Raw genomic sequence first — 24,725 nt, forward strand, 5'->3', positions numbered from 1 at the left:
CGCGAGGTGAATATCGTGTGAGATTTACTGCTATTCGGGCAGTGTGGAGGGCGTCAATAACTCATCCATGATATTTGTTGGATATGACTCAACAGACTGCCGAATACGTTGGCGCCGTGCTCCGGGACGCCCGCGGCGAGAAGGGCTGGACCCAGGGACAGCTGGCCGCCGAGCTGGGAACCAGCCAGAGCGCCATCGCCCGGATGGAGCAGGGCAAGCAGAACCTGAGCCTGAAAATGATCCAGCGGCTCGAATCGATTTTCGGCCGCACCATCGTCAAGGTGGGCCGGCCCCAGATGACCCACCTCCGGGTCGAGGGCGGCCGCACGCTCTCCGGCGCCGTCGACGTCAACAGCAGCAAGAACGCCGGCGTCGCCCTGCTCTGCGCCAGCCTCATCAACCGCGGCACCACGGTGTTGCGCCGGCTGGCCCGGATCGAGGAGGTCAACCGGATCGTCGAGGTGCTGACCAGCATCGGCGTCGAATGCACCTGGCTCAACGCCAACGACCTGCAGATCCGCCGCCCGGCCGTGCTGGACCTGGCCTCGATGGACGTGGAGGCCGCCCGGCGCACCCGCAGCGTCATTATGCTCCTGGGCCCGCTGCTCGATGAGTCCACCGAATACCGGCTGCCCTACGCCGGTGGCTGCGACCTCGGCACCCGTACCGTGGAACCGCACATGCAGGCACTGCGGCAGTTCGGGCTCAGCGTAGAGGCGAAGTCCGGCTTCTACAGCGTGCAGGCACCGCCCTCGGACGGCCACGACCGGTCTTTCGTGCTGAGTGAACGCGGCGACACCGTGACCGAGAACGCCATCATGGCCGCCGCGCACCGCCGCGGCAGCACCATCATCCGCAATGCCAGCCCAAACTACATGGTCCAGGACCTCTGCTTCTACCTGCAGATGCTGGGCGTGCAGATCGACGGCGTCGGCACCACTACGCTGAAGATCGTCGGCCGCCCTTCGATCAACGTCGACATCGAATACTTCCCGTCCGAGGACCCGATCGAAGCGATGAGCCTGATCACCGCCGGCATCGTGACGAATTCCGAGGTCACGATCCGCCGGGTCCCGATCGAGTTCATGGAGATCGAGCTGGCGACGCTTGAGCAGATGGGCCAGCGGCTGGAGGTGTCGGCGGAATACGTCGCCCGCAACGGCCGCACCCGGCTCGTGGACGTCACCACCCAGCCCTCGGAGCTGAGGGCGCCGGAGGACAAGATCCACCCGATGCCCTTCCCCGGCCTGAACATCGACAACCTGCCGTTCTTCGCCGTCATCGCCGCCAACGCGCAGGGCCAGACGATGATCCACGACTGGGTGTACGAGAACCGGGCCATCTACCTCACCGAACTGAACAAGCTGGGCGCCCAGGTCCAGCTCCTGGATCCGCACCGGATCTACGTCAACGGGCCCACCAAATGGCGGGCCGCGGAAGTCGGCTGCCCGCCCGCCCTGCGCCCCGCCGCCTGCCTGCTTCTGGCCATGCTCGCCGCGCGGGGCGTGTCCGAGCTGCGCAACATCTACGTGATCGAGCGCGGCTATGAGGACCTGGCTGAACGGCTCAACACCATCGGCGCCAAGATCGAGTATTTCCAGGACTGAATCGGCCGGTTCCCGCTGCTAAATGACCGCACTGGGGGTAGCGCGACGGGGCGGGTGCGGACGGACAATAGTTGCATGCGCACCTTCGGCGTCGAGGAGGAACTGCTGATCGTGGACCCCGTCACCGGGGTCCCGTCGGCACTGGCCGATGCGCTGCTGGCCGGCCTCAAGCCGGCGGCCGCCGCCGTGGAGCCCGCGGCCGCCAACAGTCCCGCCCACGACGATTCGGGCTTCAGCTTCGAGCTCAAGCTCGAGCAGATCGAGACCCAGACGCTGCCCTGCCTGGACCACGGAGCCCTGCTCCGGCAGATCCGGCAGTCCCGGGCCTTCACCGACCGGGCCGCCCAAACCCACGGGGCCAGGGTGGCCGCCCTGGCCACCTCGCCGCTGGCGTCGGTCACGCACACGACGCCCAATCCGCGGTACGCAACCATGCAAAGGCGCTTCGGCCTCACCGTGCAGGAGCAGCTGACTTGCGGGTTCCACGTCCACACTTTCGTGGAGTCGCCGGAGGAAGCGGTTGCGGTGCTGGACCGGATCCGGGACAAGCTCGCGGTGCTGATCGCCCTCAGCGCCAACTCCCCCTACTGGAACGGCACGGAGACCGGGTTCGAAAGCTACCGCACCCAGGCGTGGAACCGCTGGCCGGGGTCCGGGCCCACGATGATCTTCGGCAACCTGCCGGTCTACCGCCGGGTTGTGAGCCGGCTGGTGGAGACCGGGGTCCTGATGGATGAGGGGATGGTCTACTTCGATGCGCGGCTGTGCCGGCATCATCCCACCGTGGAGGTCCGGGTCGCCGATGTCTGCCTGCGGGCGGACGACGCGGCGCTGATCGCTGTCCTGGTGCGGGCGCTTGTCGAGACGGCCGCCCGGGAATGGGACGACGGCGTCGACCCCGCACCGGTGCCGACGTTGCTGCTGCGGATGGCAGCCTGGCAGGCCAGCAACTGCGGACTGCGGGGGCAGCTGCTGGACTTCGGAACCTTCACCCCCGCTCCCGCGGCCGAGGTGGTGCATGCCCTCGTGGACTTCCTGGCCCCCGTGCTGGCTGAGCAGGGGGAGCTGGACCTGGTGCGCCACGGAGTCAACCGGATCCTGGCGGACGGCACGGGCTCGCAGCAACAGCGCCAGGCTCTCTGCGCTCCGGGGCTGGACACCCCCGTCGACGACGCCGGACTGGCCGCCGTCGTCGCCCATGCCGTGCGCGTCACGACGCGCGGCGCGGAGACCGAGGAGACGGAGGGGACGCCGGAACCGGCCCCCGTGCTCTCCCGGGTCCGCCGGAGCTAGACCTGCTTGAGCGCGTAACCGAGGTCCCGGATCAGGTCCTCCACCTCTTCCAGACCCACCGACAGTCGCACCACGCCGTCGCTCAGCCCGATCGCCGCCCGACCCTCCGGACCCATCGCGCGGTGCGTCGTGGTGGCCGGATGGGTGATGAGGGACTTTGAATCGCCAAGGTTGTTGGAGATGTCGATGATCCGGAGGGCGTCCAGCAGGGCGAAGGCGGCCTCCTTCGCCGTCCGCCCCGGGGACGGGGACAGCTCGAACGTCAGCACGGTGCCGCCGGCCTTCATCTGCCGTGCGGCCAGCTCGTACTGCGGGTGGGACGGCAGCAGCGGGTACTTCACCCAGCTGACGGCGGGCTGCTCCTGGAGCCAGCCGGCAAGCCTCAGTGCGGAGGCAGAGGAATGGTTCACCCGCAAGCCCATGGTCTCCAGCCCCTTGGTCAGCACCCAGGCATTGAAGGCCGAGAGCGCCGGACCGGTGTGGCGCATGAGCTGCTTGACCGGGCCGTCGATGAACTCCTTGGAGCCCAGGATCGCCCCGCCGAGCACACGGCCCTGGCCGTCGATGTGTTTGGTGCCGGAGTAGACGACCACGTCCGCGCCGAGCTCCCCGCAGCGCTGCAGCAGGGGAGTGGCGAAAACATTGTCGACGACGACCGTCGCGCCGGCGGCGTGCGCCAGCTCGCTGACGGCGGCGATGTCCACGATTTCCTGCATCGGGTTCGACGGGGACTCGAAGAAGACCGCCGTCGTGGGTTCCGACAGGGCGGCGCGCCATTGGCTAAGGTCCGGGCCGTCCACGAAGACCGTCTCCACGCCCCAGCGCGGCAGGATTTCGTTCAGGATCACGAAGCACGAGCCGAACAACGAGCGGGCCGCGACAACACGGTCCCCGGCGGCGAGCAACGCCCCGAGCGCGGTGAACACCGCGGACATGCCCGAGGCCGTGGCGAAGCACGCCTCGGTGCCTTCCAGCAGACGGAGCCGTTCCTGGAAGGTGGCCACCGAGGGGTTGCCGTAGCGGGAGTAGACGAAGCGCTCATCCTCGCCCGTGAAGGCACGCTCGGCCGCGGCGGCGGATTCGTAGACGAAGCCGGAGTTCAGGAAGATCGGCTCGGTGGTCTCCTGGAACCCGGTGCGGTCGAGGCCGCCGCGGACGGCCTGGGTATCCGGGCTCCAGCCCTGGGCGTCGGGATTGAAGCCCACTTAGTGCTTTCCGGAGTTGGTAGGGAGGCCGCGGTTCTTCCAGCCGTTGACGGTGCGGGCACCGGATGGGTCCGGGTCGCCCTCAAAGCCCTCAAGGACGTTGTAGGCGGTGAAGCCCGCCGCGGTGGCGGCGTCCGCGGCCGCCGCGGAACGCGCGCCGGAGCGGCACAGGAAGATGAGTTCGGCACCGTCGGCCGCGGGCACCTGCTGGCGCAGCTGCTCCACGAACTGCAGATTCGGGGTGCCGCCGGCAAAGGTCCACTGGATGAACAGCGGATCCCGCTGGCCGCCGGTATCCGCGGTATTTGGAACACCGATCTGGGCCCATTCGCCCTCGGTGCGGACGTCGACCAGGACGGCGCCGGCTTCAAGCCGGGCCCAGGCCTCCTGCGGGGTCAAGTCTCCGGCGTAGCTCACGCGTGGCCTTCGCCCTCGAACTCGACGGCGTCGAGCTCATCCACCGCGTTGGCGACGGCGGCGTCGGCGCTGGCGATCGCGGCCGGCAGCACGAGCGCCTGGGCAACGATCACGGTGCTGCCGTTGAACGTGGCAGAGGGGCTGCCGTGCAGGACATAGCCTTCGGCCAGCGCGGCGGACACGCGCTCGCAGAAGGCACGGTCATCGGGGCCGGTGAACAGGCGGTAGGCCAGCTTCACGTCGGCGCCGGGGGCGGCGGGGGACGGGGCTGGGGCTGTGGCGGGCACAGCGGGGGCGGACGCGTCAGGCACGACGGATCTCCTTCTTTCACGTTTGCAGCTCGAATGGGTCGATATGCCGAGTATTCACCTGAGGCACCCCGCCGCGAAAGGGAGGGTTGCCGACCGGCCAGTCAGGGCTTGGCGCCGGGTCTCATTACTCACAAAAAACGTAACACCTGCGACGCCGGCCCGCAGAGCCGCCGTCGTCATGTTAAGTAACCGGACCGGAGCCGGCCGGCCCCCGGGACTAGTCGATCGTGGCGTACAGCGCGTTGAGCTCGGCCGTGAGCTGCCGGCGCAGTTCGGGGGTACCAATTTCCTTGCCGTCGATGTGGTTCACCGGTGCGAGGAGCCGGATGCTGGAGATCAGCCACACGGCGTCGGCGTCGTAGAGGTCGTTGGGGACCAGCGGGCCGTAGCCCAGTTCCCAGCCGGCTGCCTTGGCCGCGGTGAACAGGGCGCCCTGCGAGGTCCCGGGAAGGATGCCGCTGTCCAGCTGCGGGGTGATCAGCCGGCGCACGGTGCGGCTCCCGCCCGCTCCGTCGTCGCTGGTCTCCAGGTGTGCCAGCAGGACGGTCGACGTCGGGCCCTCCAGGACCCGGCCGTCGGCGGACGTGAAGATGACATCGTCCGCGCCCTGGTGGTGGGCGTAGCGGAGTGCCGCCATGTTGACGGCGTAGGACAGGGTCTTGGCGCCCAACAGCAGCCAGGGGGCGCGTTCGCCCACCTCGCTGTCATAGCCGCGGTCCAGCAGGATCACGTCGATGCCGGTCTCGCGCTGGACGCGCCCGGCGGCCGGCGGCGGGGAGGCCTGGACCCAGCAGGTGGGGGTGGCAGCGCCCTCGACACCCCGGGTGGCCAGCAGCTTCACCACAACCTCGTCCGCCCCGTCGGCGCCGCCGCCAGCCGGGCCGGCGTGGCCGCGGAACTCGCCGATCGCGGTTTCAATCGCACGGCGCCAGGCGTCCTCCGCCGGAATATCCAGCTCCAGCGCCCGGGCGGAACCGGCCAGCCGGCTCAGGTGGGCCTGCAGCTTCCGCGGCTTTCCGCCCACCGCCAGCAGCGACTCAAAAACGCCGTCGCCGCGGGTCGCGCCCTGATCCGTGGCCATCAGCTGCGGTGCGGACGAGTCGGCGATCCGGCCGTTCTCAAAGGCGGGGTCGAGGAACACCAGCACCGTGGCGGGGGCCGGAACAGAGGCGGAGGTAGTCATGCCTTCAGCTTAGTGTGGCCCGCGGCGGGATAAGCTGTGCGGGTTGCCCGTTCCGGAACTGTTCCGCGGGTCTGGAGCTTGAGGGGTACGCCTGTGCTGTGGCCGTTTCCGCTGACCGGAATATTCCCGTCCTGGGTGATTCTGATCCTGACCGTGATTGACCTCGTCATCCGGGTGCTGGCGTTGGGAATCATTCCCGGCAACCGCCGGCCCACCACCGCGATGGCCTGGCTGCTGGGCATCTTCTTTGTGCCGGCGCTTGGCCTCGTCCTGTTCCTGCTGTTCGGCAACTTCCGGCTCTCCCGCCGCCGCCGCGCCCAGCAGGAAGCCGTGAACACCCGGGTGCGGGCCGGGACCTCGGCATTGGCCGCCGTCGAAAGCCAATATGCCGGGCCCGAGTGGGTGGCGTCCGCGGCTGAGCTCAACAAGACCCTCGGCTCGCTGCCGATGGTGGACGGCAACAGCGTCGAGCTGCTGTCCGGCTACCCGGATTCCATCAAGGCGATGGCCGCGGCCGTCCGCGAGGCCACGTCGTTCATCAACGCAGAGTTCTACATCATGAGCTCGGACCACGTCACCGACGATCTGCTGACCGCCCTGGAGGACGCTGCCGAGCGCGGCGTCGAGGTCCGGATCCTGTTCGACCACCTTGGCACGCTGCGCATCAAGGGATACCGGAAGCTGATCGCCCGGCTCGAGGCCAGCAAGATCCGCTGGCGGCCGATGCTGCCCCTCAATCCGGTGCACGGCCAGTGGCGTCGGCCGGACCTGCGCAATCACCGCAAAATCATGGTGATCGACGGCGAGGTCGCCTTCACCGGCTCGCAAAACCTGATCGAACCGTCCTACAACAACCCGAAGCACCGCAAGGTGGGCCGCGAGTGGGTCGAGCTGATGACCTGCATGCGCGGCCAGATCGTCACGACCTTGAACGTGGTCTTCGCCACCGACTGGCTGAGCGAAACCGACGAATCGCTGGAGCACCAGCTGGGGCACAGGCCCGAGTCCGCGCCCGGAAACGTGACCGCCCAGGTGGTGCCCAGCGGCCCGGGGTTCATCACCGAGAACAACCTGCGGCTGTTCAACACGCTGATCTACTCGGCGCAGCACAAGCTTTCCATTTGCAGCCCGTACTTTGTCCCGGACGACTCGCTGCTCTATGCGGTGACGACGGCGGCCCAGCGCGGCGTCGACGTCGAACTGTTCGTTTCGGAGAAGGGTGACCAGTTCTTGGTCCACCACGCCCAGCAGTCCTACTACGAGGCGCTGCTGGAAGCCGGCGTGCGGATCTACCTTTACAAGGCGCCGTTCGTGCTGCACGCCAAGCACTTCACGGTGGACAACGAGGTGGCCGTGCTGGGCTCGAGCAACATGGATATGCGCTCGTTCTCGCTGAATCTCGAGGTCTCCGTCATGCTGCTCGGCGAAGACATCGTGCAGCGGATCCGCGCCGTGGAGGACACCTACCGCGGCATTTCGCGCGAACTCAAGCTCGAGGACTGGATCAAACGGCCCATGGGCGTCAAATACGTGGACAACGTCGCACGGCTCACGGCCACCCTGCAGTAGGCCGGGACGCCGGACCCTTAGCCCCGCGGGAACTCCGCGCCGAGCGCCGAGAGGACCCCGAAGGCCTTGGTCCGGATTTCCTCGTACTCCTCCTGCGGGGAGGAATCCGCGGTGATCGCGCCGCCGACGCCGAGGCTCACGGTGGTGCTGTCCGTGCCGGCGGCGGCCACCAGGGTCCGGATAGCCACCGCGAGGTCCGTGGCGCCGCTGAGCGAGAAGTAGCCGATCGCCCCGGAGTAGACCCCCCGCGGCGCGGCCTCGAGCCGGTCCAGGATCGCCATGGTGCTGACCTTCGGCGCCCCGGTCATGGAGCCGGCCGGGAAGCAGGCCGCCACGGCCTCGGCCCGCGGCATTCCGGGCCGGAGCCGCGCGTCGATGGTGCTGACCATCTGGTGCACCGTGGCGTAGCTTTCGATCGCGCACAGCCGGCTGACCGAGACGGACCCGGGCACCGCGAAGTGGCTGAGGTCGTTGCGCAGCAAGTCCACGATCATGATGTTCTCGGCCCGGTCCTTGGGCGAGGATTCCAGTTCGCGGCGCAATCCCTCGTCCCGGGCGGCGTCGTCGGACCGGCGCCGGGTGCCCTTGATCGGCTCGGCCCGCATGGCGCCGTCGGCGGAGATCCGCAGGAAGCGCTCCGGCGAGGTGCTGGCCACGGTGAGGCCCGACAGTCGCAGGAAGCTGGCGAAGGGTGCCGGATTGCGGCGCCGGAGGGCCAGGTACGCCTGCCACGGATCGAGCTCCCCGGCTGGCGCGCTGGCCGTCAGGGCCGTGGTGAGGCAGACCTCGTAGCTGTTGCCCTCGGTGATCTCGTGCTGCGCCGCGGCGATCTTGGCCTTGTAGGCGGCCTCGGTGTCCCGGGCGCTGAAGTCCAGGGCGGGGGCGGGGCCGGCCGAATGCCCGACGCCGCCGGCTGCGGGTTCGGGGCCCTGGTCCGCGGCCAAGACGGCGGCTCGGGCGGTAGCCAGCCAGTCGCCGGCGTCCGGGGCGTCGAGGGCGAGCAGCCACGCCGTGCGTTCCCGGTGGTCCAGGACCACGGCGCGGCCGGCGAAGATCAGGCAGGCATCCGGGGTGGCGGCCTCGACATTGCTGCCGCCGGTCTCGCGCTTGAGTTCGTAGCCGAGGTAGCCGAGCCAGCCGAGGGTGAACTCGCACGGGTAGCCCTGCGGGGCGCGCAGCGCGCGGCGGCCCCATACCCCGTCAAGCCAGCGGAAGAACCCGCCGTCGGTCTGTACGGTCGAGTTGCCGACGCTCACCCGGGTCCGTCCCGAACGGTGCCGGACGGACTGGCCGAAGCTGCCGCCGTCGTCGGCCAGGATGCTGAAGCGGCTGCGTTCGGCTCCCGCGCCGCCCTGCCGGTTCGGTTCGCCGGCGCCGCCCTCGGCCAGGGAGGAATCAAGCCACACCGCGTTCGGGGAGCCGCCATAGAGCAGCTCGAAGAGCCTGGCCGCGTCCGGTGCGGCGTCCAGCCGCTCGGCCGTCAGTTGCAGCCCGCGGCGGGCCGAAAGTTCCGGGAGCAGCACCGGGGACAGCGCGGGAAGGTACTGGAGGGCCTGCAGCACCTCGGCGGGCGCGGCGCCGTCGGCTAAGTTGAGCACCCGCACGTCGGCCCGGGACGGCACATCGTCCGCAGCGAGCCACTCGTCTTCCTGCCCGGCCCATTGATCCCAGTAGGGGCGGTAGGTCTCGCCGTCGCGGGACAGGGCCCGCGTGCGGCGGTCCTGGTCGGGGGAGTCGGCCCAGATCACGGCGTCAAGGAAGGGCATGGCGGCCGCGGCGCCCGCACCCACGCCTTCGACCAGGACGATTTCGGCCGGTGGGGTCAGCCGGGTGTCGCCGTCGTAATGCCGTTCCCAGTCCCAGCTGACCCAGAGGGCAGCTTCGCCGCGGCGCAGCGGGGCCAGCACGGTGGCTGCGTAGCGCTCGATGCCCGCCGCCAGGCCGTTCCAGCCGGGGTAGATGTCCTCGAGGTGGAAGAGGGAGACTTTGTGGTGTTCGCGGAGCCGGGCCGCGAGTTCGATGGCCAGGGTGGTTTTGCCTGCCCCGGAGCGTCCGTCGATGGCGATGATGACGGGTGCGGGGCTCATGAACTAGAGCGTACCCGGTGCCCTGTGCTGCCCTGGTGCGCCTGCTGCCGTCCCCCGGTCTGCAGCCGGGCTGCGCGGACGTGGCCCAGAATGCCCGGGACCGCGGCCTGGATCAGATCCCAGGTAATGTCGAAGTCGGCGTGTCCGCCGTACCAGGGGTCCTCGATGCCCTGGTCCAGGGGATCCTTGCCGGCGACAGCGGGGTCGAAGCTGCGCAACATCCGGATCTTGGCCAGCGAGGCCTGATCCGGCGCGGCCTGGCGCAGCCAGCCGTAATGGTCCACGTCCAGGGCCAGGATCAGCTCGCGCGACTGGAACCAGTCATTGCGCCACTCGCGCGCGACGTGCAGCTCGGAGCCAATGTTGTGGGCCGCGAGCTTGCGGGCGGCCCGCGGGTCGATCGGGCGGCCCACCTCATAGGCGGTGATCCCAGCCGAATCTACCTCGACGCCGGTCAGCTGCGCCGCGGCCGCGGCCTCTGCCAGCATCAGTTCGGCCATCGGAGACCGGCAGATGTTTCCGGTGCAGACCGTGATGATCCGGTACTGGCTCGACATAGAGGTCATGACTAAGCATGACGGATCACCTAGGGTCCCGGCCAGCCGGGCCGCCGGGTCCTTTGGCTCTGGACCGTCGGCCCGGCCGTCCGCAGACTGTCTCTATGACGGATCGGGAGTCCCCTGCCGTGCCGGCGGTCATGCCCCGGGATGCGGACGGAGACGCGCCGTATGGTGCCCCGGCGGGGGCCGCCGCGGTCCCGCCGCCGTCGACGAATCCAGGGGCCGTCGCCGAAGCGCCGGGCCGCGGCCCCGAGCGGCGCGCGAAGCGCTTCTCCCTCGGTTTCCTCCAGCTGCTGGGGCTCGTCCTGGTTGCCGCGCTGGCAGGCGCCGGATCGTCACTGCTGGTCGCGCGGTTCAGCGGCTGGGGAAACGCGACCGTGGTCAAGCAATACGTCACCACCGGCGGCGCGGTCTCCGACCACCCCACGGATATCAAAGGCATCCTGGCAACCTCGCTGCCCGCCGTGGTCTCGGTCAAGGCCACCACCACGCAGTCCAACCCCTTCCTGGATCCGAGTGGCGCCAACCGGGTGACGGCCGAGGGGACCGGGATAGTCATCGGCAGCACGGGGGAGATCCTTACCAACGCCCACGTGGTCCGGGGCGTGGTCAGCGGAGCATCGACCGTGAGCGTGACCTTCCAGGACTCGAGCAGGCTCGCGGCCCGGATCGTCGCCTCGGACAGCGATAACGACGTGGCGCTGTTGAAGGTCTCCGGTGTGACGGGCCTGGCGGTGCTGGAACTGGGGGACTCCGGAGCCATGGCGCCGGGCGACCCCGTCATCGCCATCGGCTACGCCCTGGGGCTGGACGGCGGCCCCAGCGTCACGACCGGCATCATCTCCGCGACCGGGCGGGCGGCCCCGACCCAGACCGGCGTCGGCGCCGCTTCCCGGCTGACCAACCTGTTGCAGACTGATGCGCCGATCAGCTCGGGAGACTCCGGCGGCCCGCTGCTCAACACCGAGGGCCGCGTGATCGGCATCAACACCATGGTGGCCACGTCCACCTCGCAGACCGCGGCGAACGGCATTGGTTTCGCGATCGCGGCGGACACGGTCAAAGCGCTTCTGCCGGCCCTCCGCGCGGGCGGTTAGTCCCGGCTCCAGAGTGCCTTCCGGAGGAGCGCCTTCAGCTCTCGGACCTCGGGTTCGCTGAGGCTGGCGAGGGCCGCCGCTTCGGCTTCCCGCGCGGAGGCTTCGGCCCGCCGGAAGAGGGCTGCGCCATCAGCGGTGGCGGACACAATCTTGGCCCGGCGGTCCAGTTTCCCGGGCGCGCGGATCACCAGGCCGCGTTTTTCCAGTTCGTCAATGAGGGCGACGATCTGGCTGGGGTCGAGGCTGAGGAACTCCGCCATCTCGCGCTGGGTGGGCTCGAGTTCGCTGTTGGCCAGGGCCAGGACCGAATAGGAACGTTCCTTGAGGCCAAACTCGGCCAGCGCACGGTTATTGAGGATCGACCCGGCGGCGTGAAGCTTCGCCAGCAGGAAGCCCGCATCCAGGCTGATGGAGGCCGCCACGAGCTTGTCCTGCTGCGCGGTGCCGGGCTGGGCGTCTACTTCGGTCGTCATGCCAGCTCCAATAGTCCAGAAAATAAATCATTGACATTTTCAATTATCCATACTTTCATGGATGCAGACCAGCATCCCACGTCACAGGACCGGATGCACACGGCAGCTAGCAAAGGAGCAGCATGAGCCTGTCAGGAAAAGTAGCAATCGTCACCGGAAGCGGCCGTGGCCTCGGCCTGGCCTACGCACGGGAGCTGGCCCGCCAGGGCGCCGCCGTCGTCGTCAACGACGTGGACGCCGCCGTCGCCGAAGAGGCGGTCCGGACCATTCAGTCCGACGGCGGCCGGGCCGCGGCGGTCGTGGCCCCGGTGGGCTCTTCCGACGTCGCCAAGCAGCTGGTGCGGGCCGCCGTGACCGAGTTCGGCAGGCTGGACATCCTGGTCACGAACGCCGGCATCCTGCGGGACAAGAGCCTGCTGAAGATGACGGACGAGGACTTCGACGCCGTGATCAACGTCCACCTCAAGGGCACCTTCACCTGCGCCCGGGAAGCGTTCGGCTACTTCAAGGAGAACGGTATTCCCGGCCGCATCATCACCATTGGCTCGCCCACCGGCCAGCGCGGCAACTTCGGCCAGACCAACTACGCCGCCGCGAAGGCCGGAATCGTGGGCATGGTCCGCACCTGGGCGCTGGAGATGAAGAAGGCGGGCGTCACCGCCAACGCCGTCATCCCGGTGGCCGCCACGGCGATGACCAAGACAGTGCCGTACTTCCAGAAGGCCGTCGAGGCTGACGAGCGGGGCGAGGCCATGCCGGCCTTCTTCCGCCACGACCTCGGCTTCGGCACCGCCGACGACGTCGCCGGGCTGGTCGCGTTCCTCGCCTCCGACGCCGCAGCCGGCGTCACCGGCCAGGCCATCGGCGCCGGCGGGGACCGCCTGCAGCTCTGGACGCACCCGGAGGCCGCCGCCACCGAATATCGCGAGGGCGGATGGGGCTATGAGGACCTCGTCGAAAACTTCGGGGCGCTCTTCGGGGACAAACTGCAGAGCGTGGGCGAGGAATTCCTGCCGCTGCCGGAGGAACTGCAGCCCGAACCGGCCCAGGTCCGCTGACATGGCCGCCGCACGTTATGAACTCGGCATCGAGGCCGCCAGGCTCGATGCGATTGACATGCACGTCCACCTGGAGGTGGACGGCCACGGCCACGGTTCGCTGCCGGCCGAGCTCACCGAGGCCTCCGCCAAGTACTTCAAGGCCGAGGACCGGACACCATCGCTGGACCGGATCGCTGAGCTCTACCGCGAACTCAACATGGCGGCCGTCGTGTTTACCGTGGACGCCCGCACCCAGCTCAAGCACGAACCCAACAGCATCCCCGAACTCATCGCCGGGGCCGCCCGGAACAACGACGTGCTGATTCCGTTCGGCAGCGTCGACCCGCGCACCGGCGCCGAGGCCATCCAGGGCGCCAAGCACCAGGCCGTGGACCTGGGCGCGCGCGGCTTCAAGTTCCACCCGTCCCTCCAGGGCTTCGATCCCTCGAGCGAGCAGTTCTATCCGCTCTGGGAAGCACTCCAGGAGCTGGGACTCCCGGCGATCTTCCACACCGGCCAGAACGGCATGGGTGCCGGCCTGCCCGGCGGCTACGGCATCAAGCTGGCCTACTCCAACCCGCTCCTGCTCGACGCGGTCGCCGCCGACTTCCCGGAGCTGCAGATCATCATGGCCCACCCCTCGGTGCCGTGGCAGGACGAGGCCAACTCGATCGCCACGCACAAGGCCAACGTCTTCATCGACCTCTCCGGCTGGTCCCCAAAGTACTTCCCCGAGTCGCTCGTGAAGATGGCCAACTCGGTGCTGCAGGACAAAGTGCTGTTCGGCACGGACTTCCCGCTGATCACGCCGCAGAAGTGGCTGGGGGCCTTCGCGGACCTGCCGCTCAAGGACGAGGTTCGGCCCAAGATCCTCAAGGACAACGCCGTCCGCCTGCTCGGGCTGGAGAGTTGAGATGACTGCCGACACCGCCGTCGCGGCCGACAGCGCCGCGCAGGAGAGGCTGTACGGCGTGTGCGATTTCTACGACGCCGAATCCCTCCTCACACCCGCCGAACGCCGGGTCCTGGACCGGCTGCGCGCCTTCCTGGACGAGCAGGCCCGCCCGCTGCTCGCCGACTACTGGGAGCGCGGGGAGTTCCCGGACCAGCTGGCCCAACCGCTGATCGACCTGGACCTGATGGAACCGGCCGAACTCACCGGCGGCCCCGGCGCCGGGCAAACGCCGGCCCGGGGGATCTACCAGGGGTTCCGGATTTTCGAACTCGCCCGGACCGACGCGTCCCTGGCCACCTTCTACACAGCCCAGGCAGGGCTGTTCCGGACAGCCATCACGGTCGGTGCCTCCGCGGAGCAGCAGGCCGAGTGGATGCCGAAAGTCCTCGATTTCTCGCTCAAGGGCGTCTTTTCGCTGACCGAGCCGGAGTCCGGCTCGGATATTGCCGGCGGCCTGTCCACGAGGGCCCGCCGCGACGGCGACACCTGGGTCATCAACGGCGCCAAGCGCTGGATTGGCGGCGCGGCCACCGCCGACGTCCTGGCCGTCTTCGCCCGCGACGAGGCCGACGGCCAGGTGAAGGCGTTCCTCGTGGAGCGCGAAGCCGCCGGCGTGACCCTGCAGAAGATCCACGGCAAAACTGCGCTGCGGATGATGCAGAACGCGCACATCACCCTCGACGAGGTCCGCGTCCTGGAATCAATGCGCCTGCACAACGTCAACTCCTTCAAGGACGTGGCCGCCATGCTGCGGGCAATGCGCTCCGATGTCGCCTGGATCGCGACCGGCATGGCCGCCGGCGCGTTCGAGGCCGCGCTGCGCTACGTCACGCAGCGGGAGCAGTTCGGCCGGCCGGTGGGGTCCTTCCAGCTCGTCCAGGAGAAACTCGCCCGGATGCTGGGCAACGTCACCTCGGCCCTGTCCCTTGTGGTCCGGCTGACCGAGCAGCAAGCCAAGGGCATCTACCGGGACCAGGATTCGGCCCTTGCCAAGATGCAGACCTCCCTGCTGATGCGCGAGACGGTGGCGCTGGCCCGCGAGGTGGTGGGCGGCAACGGCATCACCCTCGAGACCGACGTCGCCCGGTTCCATGCCGATGCGGAGGCTGTCTACTCCTATGAGGGCACCCACGAGATCAACGCCCTGATCATCGGACGCGCCCTCACCGGACAGAGCGCCTTCACCCGCTAAGTCTTTACCTTCTTGCCACCAGGCGGTGCCGCCCAGATCCGGGCCCGCCGTCATCCTTCAAAACCCGCCACACCAGCACAGGAGCCAAAGATGCCCAACCTCGTCGTCGACTTCGACAAACTGCTTACCCTCGCCGGCACCGACCTCGGCGTCACCGAATACCGCGAAATCACCCAGGAGCAGATCAACAAATTCGCCGACGCCACCGGCGATGACCAGTGGATCCACGTGGACCCGGAACGCGCCAAGGACGGCCCCTTCGGCGCCCCGATCGCGCACGGCTTCCTCACCCTCTCGCTCATCATCCCGTTCTGGGGCGAGCTGTTCGACGTCGAAGGCGTCACCACCAAGGTCAACTACGGCCTGGACAAGGTCCGCTTCACGTCCCCGGTCAAGGTCGGCTCGCGGATCCGGATGCGCGCCACCATCGCTGAGGTCACCGAAGTCAAGGGCGGCGCCCAGATCAAGGTGTCCAACACGATCGAAATCGAAGGCCAGGAACGGCCCGCCGTCGTGGCCGAATTCCTCGCCCGCTTCTACAAGTAATCCCTCACCCACCACCCCCACTGCCCCAAGGAACAACGATGTCCCAGATTTTGCAGTTGCAGGCCATGGACGCGGGCACGCGTCGCCGGGAGGCCCGGACCGTCATCGCCTCCAGCTACCTCGGCAGCACCATTGAGTACTACGACTTCCTGCTCTACGCCACGGCCGCGGCCGTGGTCTTCCCCAAGGTGTTCTTCACCGGCCTGGACGACTGGGTCGGCGTCGTGGCCGCCTACGGCACCTTCGCCGCCGGCTACGTCGCGAGGCCCCTGGGCGGCATCATCTTCGGCCACTTCGGCGACAAACTCGGACGCAAGGGCATGCTGATCGTCTCGATGCTGGTCATGGGCATCGCCTCCACCCTGATCGGCCTCGTGCCGGACGCGTCCGTGGCCGGCCCCTGGGGTGCGGTCCTGCTGGTGATCCTCCGCGTGTTCCAGGGCATCGCCGTCGGCGGTGAATGGGGCGGGGCGGCCCTGATGGCGCTGGAGCACTCCGAGTCCGGCAAACGCGGCTTCGCGGCCTCCTTCGTCAACGCCGGCGCCCCCACCGGCGCGGTGCTCGGCACCCTCGTGATGGGCGCCTTCTCCGCCCTGCCGAACGCCCAATTCCTCGCCTGGGGCTGGCGGGTGCCGTTCCTGCTGTCCTTCGTGCTGCTGGGGGTCGGCATGTTTGTCCGGCTCAAGGTCTCCGAAAGCCCGATCTTCAAGGCCGCGCTGGAGAAGGAGCAGGCCGAAGAGGCCCTCCAGGGGGCCGCGGGCCGACGCGAACTCCCGCTACTGCAGGTCCTGCGGCGTCCCAAGACCCTGATCTTCACCATGCTGGCCGGGGCGGCAGGGTTCGCGCTGCAGGTGGTGCTGGCAACCTTCTCCGTCACCTACGCGGTGTCCAAGGGCGCCGACCGGCAGGGCGTGCTGTACGCGTTTGCGGCGGCGTCGTTCGTCTCGATCATCTTCGTGGTCATGGGCGGGCGGCTCTCCGACAAGCTGGGCCGGCGGCCCGTGATGATCGGCGGCCTGGTCCTCTTCATCGCCTACCTGGTCCCGATGTTCCAGCTGCTGTCCTCGAACAACATCGGCCTGATCTTCGTAGCGTTCGCGGTGGGCCTGATGATCCACTCCACGCTGTTCGGCCCGCTCGCGGCGTTTGTCTCCGAGCAGTTCGGCACGACCTCCCGCTACACCGGGGCCTCGCTGGGCTACCAGCTCGCCACCCTCCTCGGCGCCGGATTCACCCCCGGTATCGTCGCGCAGATCTTCAAGGACTCCGGGCAAAACACCTCCTCCGTGGTGTGGTACCTCGCCGTCATGTCCGTCGTGTCCATCGTCTTCATCCTGCTGACCCGGGAGCCGAAGAACAACGATCTGGAAGCAGTCCGGTCCTAACCGGTGCCGCAGGCCTTAATGTCTAACTGGAAAGGAATTGCCGTGGAGAATTTTGGCATCGGCTCGTGGTTGCAGCGACGCCGCCCGAAGTCCGGCACCAAGACGGCCATCATCAGCGGCGGCCGGGAGCTCAGCTATGAGCAGTTCGCGGAGCGCGCCGCCCGGCTGTCGAATGCCCTGCGGGACCGCGGGGTGGGCAAGGGCGACCGGGTCGCCTACCTCGGCGAGAATGATCCGTCCTTCCTGGAAACCCTGTTTGCCGCAGGGCTCATCGGTGCGGTCTTCGTCCCGCTCAACACCCGGCTGGCCCCGCCGGAAATCAAGTTCCAGCTCCAGGACAGCGGGGCGGTGCTCCTGGTCCACGCCGCGACCCTCGCCGGCCTCGCCGAGCGCGGTTCGGCGGAGACCGCGGTGCGTGCGCGCATCGTCGTCGACGACGCCGGCAATGCCGCCGACGCCGCTGCCTCCGAGGCCGGCGGCGCCGCCGAAGCCGAAGCGTACGAAGCCGTGCTGGCGTCCGGCGCCGTGCCGGCCCCGGATGAATCCGTGGGGCTCGACGACGGGGCGATGATCCTCTACACCTCGGGAACCACGGGGAACCCCAAGGGGGCGCTCCTGACGCACGGCAATATCACCTGGAACTGCATCAACGTGCTCGTCGATTTCGACTTCTCGTCCGCCGATGTGGCGCTGATGATCTCGCCGATGTTCCATGTGGCCTCACTGGACATGGGCGTCCTGCCCACGCTGCTGAAGGGCGGCACCGTGGTTCTGGAACCCAAGTTCGACCCCCGCCGCACGCTGGAGCTGATCCAGCAGCACCGGGCCACCACCATCAGCGGTGTTCCGACCACCTACCAGATGCTGTGCGAGCACCCGGACTGGGAGGCCACGGACCTCAGCTCGCTGAACAAGCTGACGTGCGGCGGTTCCGCGGTGCCGATGCGGGTCCTGGAGGCCTACGAGCGGCGTGGCCTGCGGTTCTCCAACGGCTACGGCATGACCGAGACGGCCCCCGGCGCCACCACCCTGCCGGCCGCACGGTCCCGGGACAAGGCCGGATCCTCCGGCCTGCCGCATTTCTTCACGGACGTCCGGGTGTCCGATCCCCTGGACCCGGAGGCCGGCCACGCCGCACCGGGGACCGTGGGGGAGATCCAGATCAAGGGGCCCAACGTCATCCACGAGTACTGGAACCGGCCCGAGGCCTCGGCCGATTCCTACACCCCGGACGGCTGGTTCAAGTCCGGCGACATGGGCTACAAGGACCCGGACGGTTTTGTGTTCATCTCCGACCGGCTCAAGGACATGATCATCTCCGGCGGGGAGAACATCTACCCGGCTGAGGTGGAGCAGGCGATCGCCGAGCTGGACGCCGTCGGAAGCGTCGCGGTGATCGGCGTGCCGGACGAGAAGTGGGGCGAGGTGCCGCGGGCCGTGGTGCTGCTGCGGGACGGTGCCCGGCTCACGGAGGAACAGCTGCGCGGCCACCTGGAAGGCCGGCTCGCACGGTACAAGATCCCCAAGTCCGTGGTCTTTGTGGACGAGATGCCCCGGACCGCCAGCGGCAAGATCCGCAAAGCCGATCTGCGGAAACTCGCACCGGCGACCGGGCAATAGCGCGAACGGACACTTGCGGCCCGGGCCGGCAGCGCGAACGGACACTTGCGCCCCGGGCCGGCTGCGACTAGTGGATCAGCGCGAGCAGGACGCCGACGGCCATAAACAGCACGCCGAAGGTCCGGTTGAGGGTCCGCTGGCCGCGGGCGTCATGGGTGAAGCGTTGGAAGGTCGTGGCCGCCGCGGCGAAGAAAAACCACATGACCAGGATGTCGATGACGATCACGGTGGCGGCGAGGACGAGGTACTGCGCCACCAGCGGTTGCTCCGGCCGGATGAACTGGGGCATGAAAGCCAGGAAGAAGACGATCGCCTTGGGGTTGAGCAGATTGACCCACAGGCCGCGGCGGAAAATCGAGAACGCGGGCTCGTTGCGCAGCGCCGCGGCTTTCTCCTGGTCCAGGTCGGGCTTGTGCCGGAACTGCTGGATGCCCAGGTAGACGAGGTAGGCCGCGCCGGCGTAGCGGATGATGTTGAAGGCCAGCGGCGAGCTCGCCACGAGCACCCCGACGCCGAGGGCCACAATCAGGATGTGCACCACCAGGGCGGCCTGCTGGCCCAGGATGCCCCAGATGGAACGCCGGAAGCCGGAGTTAAGGGAGTTGCTCATGGTGTTGATCGCGCCGGCGCCGGGGGTGAAGCTGATCAGGACGCCGGCGCCGACGAGGGCCAGCCAAAGGGAGAGTTGCACCTGTCAAGTTTACGTTTTCTCCGGCACGCCCGCGTTGATGACGGGGAGGAGCCCGCGCGGACTCCGGTCAGCCCTGGCGGAGACCGTATTCGAGGATCATGTTGCCTTTGCTGGTCTGCTGGGACGACTGCAGCTCAAGCCGGGTGACGGGGTCGCCGTCGTTGAACAGCCGCCGGCCGCTGCCGGCAATCACCGGATGGACGATCAGCATCAGGCTGTCCAGCAGTCCGGCGAACAGCAGCTGGCGGACCAGCGAGATACTGCTGAAGACGCCGACGTCGCCGCCGACGCCGTTCTTCAGCTCGGCGACGAACTCCTCCAGCGGCCGATCCATCAGCCGCGAGTTCTGCCACTCGAGGTCACCGGTCAAGGTCCGGGAGGCCACATATTTCGGCAGCGGGTTGATGAAGCCGCCGAAGTCGGCGTCGGCTTCGGCGTTCGGCCAGTACTGTGACCATTGCTGGTAGCCGACGCGGCCCAGGATCCCGGCGTCGATCCGGCTCATCATCTCGCCCATCCCCGCCCCCAGTTCCTCGTCGAAGCTGTCGAACTGCCACAGGAACGGGTCTTCCACCACACCGTCCACGGAACTAAACAAACCGGCCGTCACCTTGCGCATGCTTTCTCCTCACCGTTGGTCTTTGACTGCACCCTAGCGGCCGTTGGGATGTCTGGGAATGGCCGGCAGGAAGTTGCTCCGGACCGCGGCCGGGCCGCAATCCGGAGCAATCCGCCCCCGCGGTGGTCAGCCGTTGGCGGCGGAACCGTCCGATCCGGCATCGCCCGGGCCGCCCTGGCCGCCGCCGGGGCCGCCGTGGCCCGCTTGGGTGCCGGTCACGCTGAAGTTGGCATCCAGCAGGACGGTGGCGCGCGTGCCGTCGGCCTTGGTGATGTGCGCTTCGTACGTCGCGCCGTCGGCGTCTGTCTCCATGCGTTCGATCGTCGCACCGGGCTGGGCTGCCTTCACTGCCGCTTCGACCTTTGCGGCGGTGTCGCCAGTGAGGATCTCCTCGGTCTTGCCGTTGGCTTGGTGCGGACCGCGCGTCGCCCCGCCGGTCCCGGGTGTGCCGCTGCCAGTGGTGGCGGCGGGGCTGCTCGACGACGTCGTTGCGCCGGCGTCGTCGGCCATCGCCGGGAGGGCCGAGGCGCCGATGGCGCCGCCGCCGATTACCGCGGCGAGCATGAGTGCCGCTGTGCCTTTGTTGATCTTTGCCATGGTGATACTCCTTCGCTGGGGTCCGGGAATCCGGACCTGCCGACTTTGCGGCTGTGACCAGCTTGGTCCGCGCAGATTTGGCGGGACTTTGGCGTCACTGTGGCGGCGCTGTGAGTGCTGGGACGCCGTCGGCGCGGCAGTTTGAGAGAACATCGGGCATACGCACGAGTTTCAGCCGCACTTGCCGGCGTCGAATGAAGCCAACGCAACATGGTCCTGGGAAGATCGTCGTGGCGCGGATACTGGTCAAAGTACGAGCGCGCGCGGGCCGACATGTAACCCGTTTTACCCAAGGCGAAGTGGCCGATCAGCGGCATGCCCCGTTCGGATGCTTTCGCTTCCAATGCGCGAGCCTCGTCCAAGAGTGGATCCGGCTCGCCGTAGGCTTCACCGAAACTGCCAGGATGGGCGATCGCGAAGGACCTGATGTATGCCGGATCCCGTGGGACGCCGTCAGCAGGGATCAAGGCTATGTGGACAACTGCCTGTTGCTCAGGCCCGGGCTATCACTTCGCCGTTCGGGATCAGGAACCAGCCGTCGTCCGTGGAGCCCCAGCGGTGCCAGCCCGCGGAGATCCGGGCCAGGTCCGCCGCGGTGGCGAACCCGTACTCGAGCGCCTGGTCCGCGAACGCAGAATGCAGCACCCGTTCGCCCCACACCCGGGCCTGCCAGCGGCGCTGCTGTCCGGTCGCGTAGAGCCAGTTGCTGCTGGAGGGCGCGACGTCGGTGAACCCGGCAGCCTGTGCCCAGGACACGAGCCGCCTCCCGGCGTCGGGCTCGGCACCGTTACGCCGCGCGATCCGCTGATAGAGCTCCATCCACTCGTCGAGTTCGGGAACCGCGGGGTACCAGCTCATGCCGTGGAAATCTGCGTCGCGCACCGCCACGATCCCGCCGGCCTTGGCGACCCGGCGCATCTCCCGCAGCGCGGCCACCGGATCGGTGAGGTGCTGCAGCACCTGGTGGGCATGCACGAGGTCGAACGTCTCGTCTTCGAAGTCGAGGTCGTAGATGTTGCCGGCCACGAACTCGACGTTCTGCACGCCGCGCTCGGCCGCGAGGACGGACGCCTGGCCGATCACCTCGGGGGAGCGGTCCAGCCCGGTGACCCTTCCGGGGGAGACCAGACCGGCGAAATCGCACGTGATGCTGCCCGGCCCGCAGCCGACGTCGAGCACCGAAACCCCCGGGGTCAGGTGCGGGATCACAAAGGCCGCGGAGTTCTCCGCCGTCCGGGAGGCATGGGCGCGGACCACCGACTCGTGGTGGCCGTGGCTGTACACATCTTCAGGCTGCTGCGCACTCATAAGGAAACGCTACAGCTGCACACCGGGGAGGAACCCAGCTGACTGGCACGTGTTGTCGTTTAGGCCCCGCTGAACGACAGCTAACGCGAGTCAGTTGGGGGAGTGGCCGCTTCCCGCCCGGCCATGACCGTCGCGTCGATCATGGCCTTCATGAACCGGGTGGCGAGCTCGAGTTCCTGCGGCGTGAAGTCCGCCAGGGCGGCGCCCATGTGGCGGGCCAGCGGTGCGAACATGGCGCCGCCGTCGCGGTAGGCCTTGGGGGTCATGCGGAGCTGGACCTGGCGGCGGTCCGGGCCCTCCCGCTCGCGAATCACGTGCCCGGAGCTGTGCAGCCGGTCAATCAGCGCCGTGGTGGCGGGTGAGCTCAGGTGGAGTTCCTTGCGGAGCACGCTCGGCGTGACGATCTGGTTCCTCGCGGTGTGCTGCATGATCACGGACAGGGCGTTGAGGTCGGTGCGGTGCATGTCGTTCCGGGCTCCCGCCGAGTCCGCATAGCGGTTGGCTTCGAGGCTGAACTCCTGAAGCAGGCTCACCAGCGGCGGCGGCCCGGCGGCGTCGGGGATTGCCGGCATCTCAGTTGACATTGCACCCTTCCTGCTCGGTGCCCCTGGAGGCATGCGCGGTTGCGCCTTCCGGAGTTTACTCCAGCCCTTCAGCGTCCTCAGGCAGAATCTTTCTAGACACTCACTTATGTCTATGATGGAGATACTCTATTATGGATTCAATTCTACTCTTCCGAGGCCGCACCCCAGAAGGACGTCATGAAAAACATCCCCAAGCACACCGCCCGTGTCCCGTTCTGGCTGCGCTGGCTCGTACCCGCCGTCCTGGTGGTCGCCTGGCTGGCCATCGCCGGCATCGGCGGCCCCACCTTCGGGCGGCTCAGTGAGGTCTCCTCCAACGACCAGGCCTCGTTTCTCCCGGCCGGAGCCGAGGCCACCGCGGCCCAGGAGTGGCAGGCCAAGTTCCGCGATTCCAAGGAGATCCCGGCGGTCATCGTGATCGAAAGCGATTCCGCGCTCACTCCGGCTCAGCTCGGTGAAGCGGCCGCCCTCAAGGGCAAGCTCGCTGCCCTGCAGGCCGGGAGCACCGTGATCGGCCCGATCCCGTCGGCGGACGCAAAGGCCGTGCAGTTCGTCGTGCCCATCGCCTCCGCCGGGGAGGTGAAGACGGTCATCAAGGAACTCCGGGACGAGGTCAGGGCCTCGGCGCCGGAGGGCATGCGGACCTTCGTCACCGGACCGGCCGGGCTCACGGCGGACCTTGTCAGTGCCTTCGCCGGAATTGACGGCATCTTGCTGCTGGTGGCCCTGGGCGCGGTGTTCCTGATCCTGCTGGTCGTTTACCGTTCGCTGCTACTGCCCATTGCCGTGCTGTTCACCTCGGTCTTCGCACTCTGCGCAGCCATCCTGCTGGTTTTCGGGATGGCGAAGCTGGGCTGGATCCAGCTCAACGGCCAGAGCCAGGGCATCCTGTCCATCCTGGTGATCGGCGCCGCCACGGACTACGCGCTGCTCTACGTGGCGCGCTTCCGTGAGGCGCTGACGCACACCACCAACCGCACGGCCGCCGCACTGACCGCTTGGAAGGCGGCCTGGGAGCCGATCCTGGCCTCCGGCGCCACCGTCATCATCGCCCTGCTCTGCCTGCTGTTCTCCGACCTGAACTCCAACAAGGCCCTCGGCCCGGTCGCAGCGGCCGGCATCCTGTGTTCCCTCTTCGCAGCACTGACCCTGCTGCCGGCCATGATGGCGCTGCTCGGCCGCGCCGCGTTCTGGCCCTTCCGCCCCAAGTTGCTCCCGGCGACCGAGCGCGAGCCGGAACTGGTCACCGGCCTCGAAGGCCAGAAGGGCCTGTGGGGTGCCACCGGCTCCCTGGTCTCCCGCCGGCCCCGCACGGTCTGGATCGCTTCCGTGCTCCTGCTGTTGGTGGCCGCCGCCGGCGTCCTGCAACTCAAGGCCAACGGCGTCCCGCAAACCGATGTCATCCTCGCCGCCTCCAACGCCGTCGACGGCCAGGACGCGCTGGCCCGGCACTTCGACGCCGGCTCCGGCAGCCCCGCCGTGATCGTCGCCGACGAGGCGAAGGCCCAAGAGGTGCTGGCGAAGACCAAGGCAAGCGCCGGCGTCGGGGACGCCTACCTGCTGGCCGAGGGCAGCGTGCCCATCGTCGCTGGCGCGCCTGGTGCCCCCGCCGCCCCGGCCGTCAGGGACGGGAAGGTGCTGATCAATGCGACGCTTAACTACGCCGCGGACTCCAATGAGGCCGAGAACGTCGTACTGGATCTCCGCCGGGAACTGAAGCAGGCCGACGGCGGCGCCCTGGTCGGCGGCGTGACCGCCACGGCCCTGGACACCAACACCACGGCCCAGCGCGACCTGGTCACCATCATCCCGGTGGTTCTCGCGGTCATCCTCGTGATCCTGATGCTGTTGCTGCGCTCCGTCCTGGCGCCGGTTCTGCTGGTCGCCTCGGTGGTGCTGTCCTACGGGGCGGCGATGGGCGTCTCCGCCGTGGTGTTCAACCACGTCCTGGGATTCCCGGGCGCCGACGCCACCGTTCCGCTCTTCGGCTTCGTTTTCCTCGTCGCCCTGGGCGTGGACTACAACATCTTCCTGATGAGCCGGGTCCGCGAGGAGTCCATCAAGCACGGGACGCGGCCCGGTATCCTGCGGGGCCTCGGCGTCACCGGCGGGGTCATCACCTCGGCCGGAGTGGTCCTGGCGGCGACCTTCGCGGCCCTGGGCGTCATCCCGATCATGTTCCTGGTGCAGCTTGCCTTCATCGTGGCCTTCGGGGTGCTGCTCGACACAATCCTGGTCCGCTCCCTGCTGGTCCCGGCCCTGGCCTACGACATCGGCCCGCGGATCTGGTGGCCGAGCAAGCTGGGACGCCCCGCGACGGATGCCGCCGCGCGTGACCTGCCGGCCGCCCCGGAGCCGGAAACCGCCGACGCGGGAATCCGCTAGC

General features: G+C 68.4%; 23 protein-coding genes and 1 riboswitch. Of the genes, 11 read left to right on the forward strand and 12 right to left on the reverse strand.

What is annotated here, in order from left to right; all coding sequences use genetic code 11:
• Window positions 1-83 precede the first annotated feature (83 nt).
• Both ACZ5Z0_RS10775 and ACZ5Z0_RS10780 read left to right on the forward strand, forming a co-directional pair.
• Window positions 84-1,607 (forward strand): UDP-N-acetylglucosamine 1-carboxyvinyltransferase, encoded by a 1,524-nt coding sequence (locus tag ACZ5Z0_RS10775; protein WP_464108411.1) that lies wholly within the window; start codon window positions 84-86, stop codon window positions 1,605-1,607.
• Between the two features lie 75 nt (window positions 1,608-1,682).
• Complete coding sequence (locus ACZ5Z0_RS10780) at window positions 1,683-2,900, forward strand: glutamate--cysteine ligase 2 (protein ID WP_464108412.1); 1,218 nt, start codon at window positions 1,683-1,685, stop codon at window positions 2,898-2,900.
• On the opposite strand, the gene ACZ5Z0_RS10785 is transcribed toward ACZ5Z0_RS10780, so the two are convergent.
• The 4 genes from ACZ5Z0_RS10785 to ACZ5Z0_RS10800 all read right to left on the reverse strand — a co-directional run bounded on the left by ACZ5Z0_RS10785 (window position 2,897) and on the right by ACZ5Z0_RS10800 (window position 6,016).
• Window positions 2,897-4,105: an O-succinylhomoserine sulfhydrylase gene (locus tag ACZ5Z0_RS10785; RefSeq protein WP_464108413.1), complete on the reverse strand. Its 1,209-nt coding sequence runs from the start codon at window positions 4,103-4,105 to the stop codon at window positions 2,897-2,899. The genes ACZ5Z0_RS10780 and ACZ5Z0_RS10785 overlap by 4 nt on opposite strands.
• The gene (locus tag ACZ5Z0_RS10790) at window positions 4,106-4,522 is read right to left on the reverse strand and encodes a rhodanese-like domain-containing protein (RefSeq protein ID WP_464108414.1); all 417 of its coding nucleotides are present in this window, start codon (window positions 4,520-4,522) and stop codon (window positions 4,106-4,108) included.
• Entirely contained in the window at window positions 4,519-4,809 is a 291-nt protein-coding gene (locus ACZ5Z0_RS10795; RefSeq protein ID WP_464110767.1) for a DUF1737 domain-containing protein, read from the reverse strand. The genes ACZ5Z0_RS10790 and ACZ5Z0_RS10795 overlap by 4 nt, the downstream gene beginning before the upstream one ends.
• Before the next feature lie 37 nt (window positions 4,810-4,846).
• Window positions 4,847-4,962, reverse strand: a riboswitch (SAM riboswitch).
• Window positions 4,963-5,050: 88 nt separating this feature from the next.
• A complete protein-coding gene (locus tag ACZ5Z0_RS10800) occupies window positions 5,051-6,016 on the reverse strand; it encodes an aminodeoxychorismate lyase (RefSeq protein ID WP_464108415.1) in 966 nt (321 codons plus the stop codon).
• 93 nt (window positions 6,017-6,109) lie between these two features.
• Here ACZ5Z0_RS10800 and cls point away from each other — a divergent pair, with 93 nt between their 5' ends.
• Complete coding sequence (gene cls, locus ACZ5Z0_RS10805) at window positions 6,110-7,585, forward strand: cardiolipin synthase (protein WP_464108416.1); 1,476 nt, start codon at window positions 6,110-6,112, stop codon at window positions 7,583-7,585.
• A 17-nt stretch (window positions 7,586-7,602) separates the two neighbouring features.
• Here the strand turns inward: cls and pabB are convergent, their stop codons facing one another.
• Together pabB and ACZ5Z0_RS10815 are read right to left on the reverse strand one after the other, a co-directional pair.
• Entirely contained in the window at window positions 7,603-9,672 is a 2,070-nt protein-coding gene (pabB, locus tag ACZ5Z0_RS10810) for an aminodeoxychorismate synthase component I (RefSeq protein WP_464108417.1), read from the reverse strand.
• Window positions 9,669-10,238 (reverse strand): low molecular weight protein-tyrosine-phosphatase, encoded by a 570-nt coding sequence (locus tag ACZ5Z0_RS10815; RefSeq protein ID WP_464108418.1) that lies wholly within the window; start codon window positions 10,236-10,238, stop codon window positions 9,669-9,671. The genes pabB and ACZ5Z0_RS10815 overlap by 4 nt, the downstream gene beginning before the upstream one ends.
• 95 nt (window positions 10,239-10,333) lie before the next feature.
• Here ACZ5Z0_RS10815 and ACZ5Z0_RS10820 point away from each other — a divergent pair, with 95 nt between their 5' ends.
• The gene (locus ACZ5Z0_RS10820; protein WP_464108419.1) at window positions 10,334-11,329 is read left to right on the forward strand and encodes a S1C family serine protease; all 996 of its coding nucleotides are present in this window, start codon (window positions 10,334-10,336) and stop codon (window positions 11,327-11,329) included.
• Here ACZ5Z0_RS10820 and ACZ5Z0_RS10825 read toward each other — a convergent pair.
• On the reverse strand, window positions 11,326-11,802 hold the full coding sequence (locus ACZ5Z0_RS10825; protein WP_464108420.1) for a MarR family winged helix-turn-helix transcriptional regulator: 477 nt from the start codon (window positions 11,800-11,802) through the stop codon (window positions 11,326-11,328). The two genes, ACZ5Z0_RS10820 and ACZ5Z0_RS10825, sit on opposite strands and share 4 nt — an antisense overlap.
• A 122-nt stretch (window positions 11,803-11,924) precedes the next feature.
• On the opposite strand from ACZ5Z0_RS10825, the gene ACZ5Z0_RS10830 reads away from it, so the two are divergent.
• The 6 genes from ACZ5Z0_RS10830 to ACZ5Z0_RS10855 all read left to right on the forward strand — a co-directional run bounded on the left by ACZ5Z0_RS10830 (window position 11,925) and on the right by ACZ5Z0_RS10855 (window position 18,540).
• Window positions 11,925-12,860: an SDR family NAD(P)-dependent oxidoreductase gene (locus tag ACZ5Z0_RS10830; RefSeq protein ID WP_464108421.1), complete on the forward strand. Its 936-nt coding sequence runs from the start codon at window positions 11,925-11,927 to the stop codon at window positions 12,858-12,860.
• Between the two features lies 1 nt (window position 12,861).
• Window positions 12,862-13,755 carry an amidohydrolase family protein gene (locus tag ACZ5Z0_RS10835; RefSeq protein WP_464108422.1) on the forward strand — a complete coding sequence of 298 codons (894 nt, stop codon included), beginning with the start codon at window positions 12,862-12,864 and terminating at the stop codon, window positions 13,753-13,755.
• A 1-nt stretch (window position 13,756) separates the two neighbouring features.
• Window positions 13,757-14,989, forward strand: a complete 1,233-nt coding sequence (locus ACZ5Z0_RS10840) for an acyl-CoA dehydrogenase family protein (protein ID WP_464108423.1) — start codon at window positions 13,757-13,759, stop codon at window positions 14,987-14,989.
• 90 nt (window positions 14,990-15,079) lie between these two features.
• Window positions 15,080-15,535, forward strand: coding sequence for a MaoC family dehydratase (locus ACZ5Z0_RS10845; protein WP_175322334.1), 456 nt, complete (start codon window positions 15,080-15,082; stop codon window positions 15,533-15,535).
• A 38-nt stretch (window positions 15,536-15,573) separates the two neighbouring features.
• Entirely contained in the window at window positions 15,574-16,920 is a 1,347-nt protein-coding gene (locus tag ACZ5Z0_RS10850; RefSeq protein WP_464108424.1) for an MFS transporter, read from the forward strand.
• Window positions 16,921-16,962: 42 nt separating this feature from the next.
• The gene (locus tag ACZ5Z0_RS10855; protein ID WP_464108425.1) at window positions 16,963-18,540 is read left to right on the forward strand and encodes an acyl-CoA synthetase; all 1,578 of its coding nucleotides are present in this window, start codon (window positions 16,963-16,965) and stop codon (window positions 18,538-18,540) included.
• A gap of 67 nt (window positions 18,541-18,607) precedes the next feature.
• On the opposite strand, the gene ACZ5Z0_RS10860 is transcribed toward ACZ5Z0_RS10855, so the two are convergent.
• From ACZ5Z0_RS10860 to ACZ5Z0_RS10880, 5 genes are all read right to left on the reverse strand, one after another.
• A complete protein-coding gene (locus ACZ5Z0_RS10860; protein ID WP_464108426.1) occupies window positions 18,608-19,231 on the reverse strand; it encodes a LysE family transporter in 624 nt (207 codons plus the stop codon).
• A gap of 67 nt (window positions 19,232-19,298) precedes the next feature.
• Window positions 19,299-19,850, reverse strand: a complete 552-nt coding sequence (locus ACZ5Z0_RS10865) for a dihydrofolate reductase family protein (RefSeq protein WP_464108427.1) — start codon at window positions 19,848-19,850, stop codon at window positions 19,299-19,301.
• Between the two features lie 126 nt (window positions 19,851-19,976).
• The gene (locus ACZ5Z0_RS10870; RefSeq protein WP_464108428.1) at window positions 19,977-20,447 is read right to left on the reverse strand and encodes a hypothetical protein; all 471 of its coding nucleotides are present in this window, start codon (window positions 20,445-20,447) and stop codon (window positions 19,977-19,979) included.
• A 492-nt stretch (window positions 20,448-20,939) separates the two neighbouring features.
• A complete protein-coding gene (locus ACZ5Z0_RS10875) occupies window positions 20,940-21,755 on the reverse strand; it encodes a methyltransferase domain-containing protein (protein WP_464108429.1) in 816 nt (271 codons plus the stop codon).
• Window positions 21,756-21,835: 80 nt separating this feature from the next.
• Complete coding sequence (locus ACZ5Z0_RS10880) at window positions 21,836-22,339, reverse strand: MarR family winged helix-turn-helix transcriptional regulator (protein ID WP_464108430.1); 504 nt, start codon at window positions 22,337-22,339, stop codon at window positions 21,836-21,838.
• Between the two features lie 177 nt (window positions 22,340-22,516).
• Between ACZ5Z0_RS10880 and ACZ5Z0_RS10885 the strand changes: the two genes are divergently transcribed.
• Entirely contained in the window at window positions 22,517-24,724 is a 2,208-nt protein-coding gene (locus ACZ5Z0_RS10885) for an MMPL family transporter (RefSeq protein WP_464108431.1), read from the forward strand.
• The last annotated feature ends 1 nt before the right edge of the window (window position 24,725 follow it).

The organism is Arthrobacter sp. T2-23, assembly GCF_055398325.1.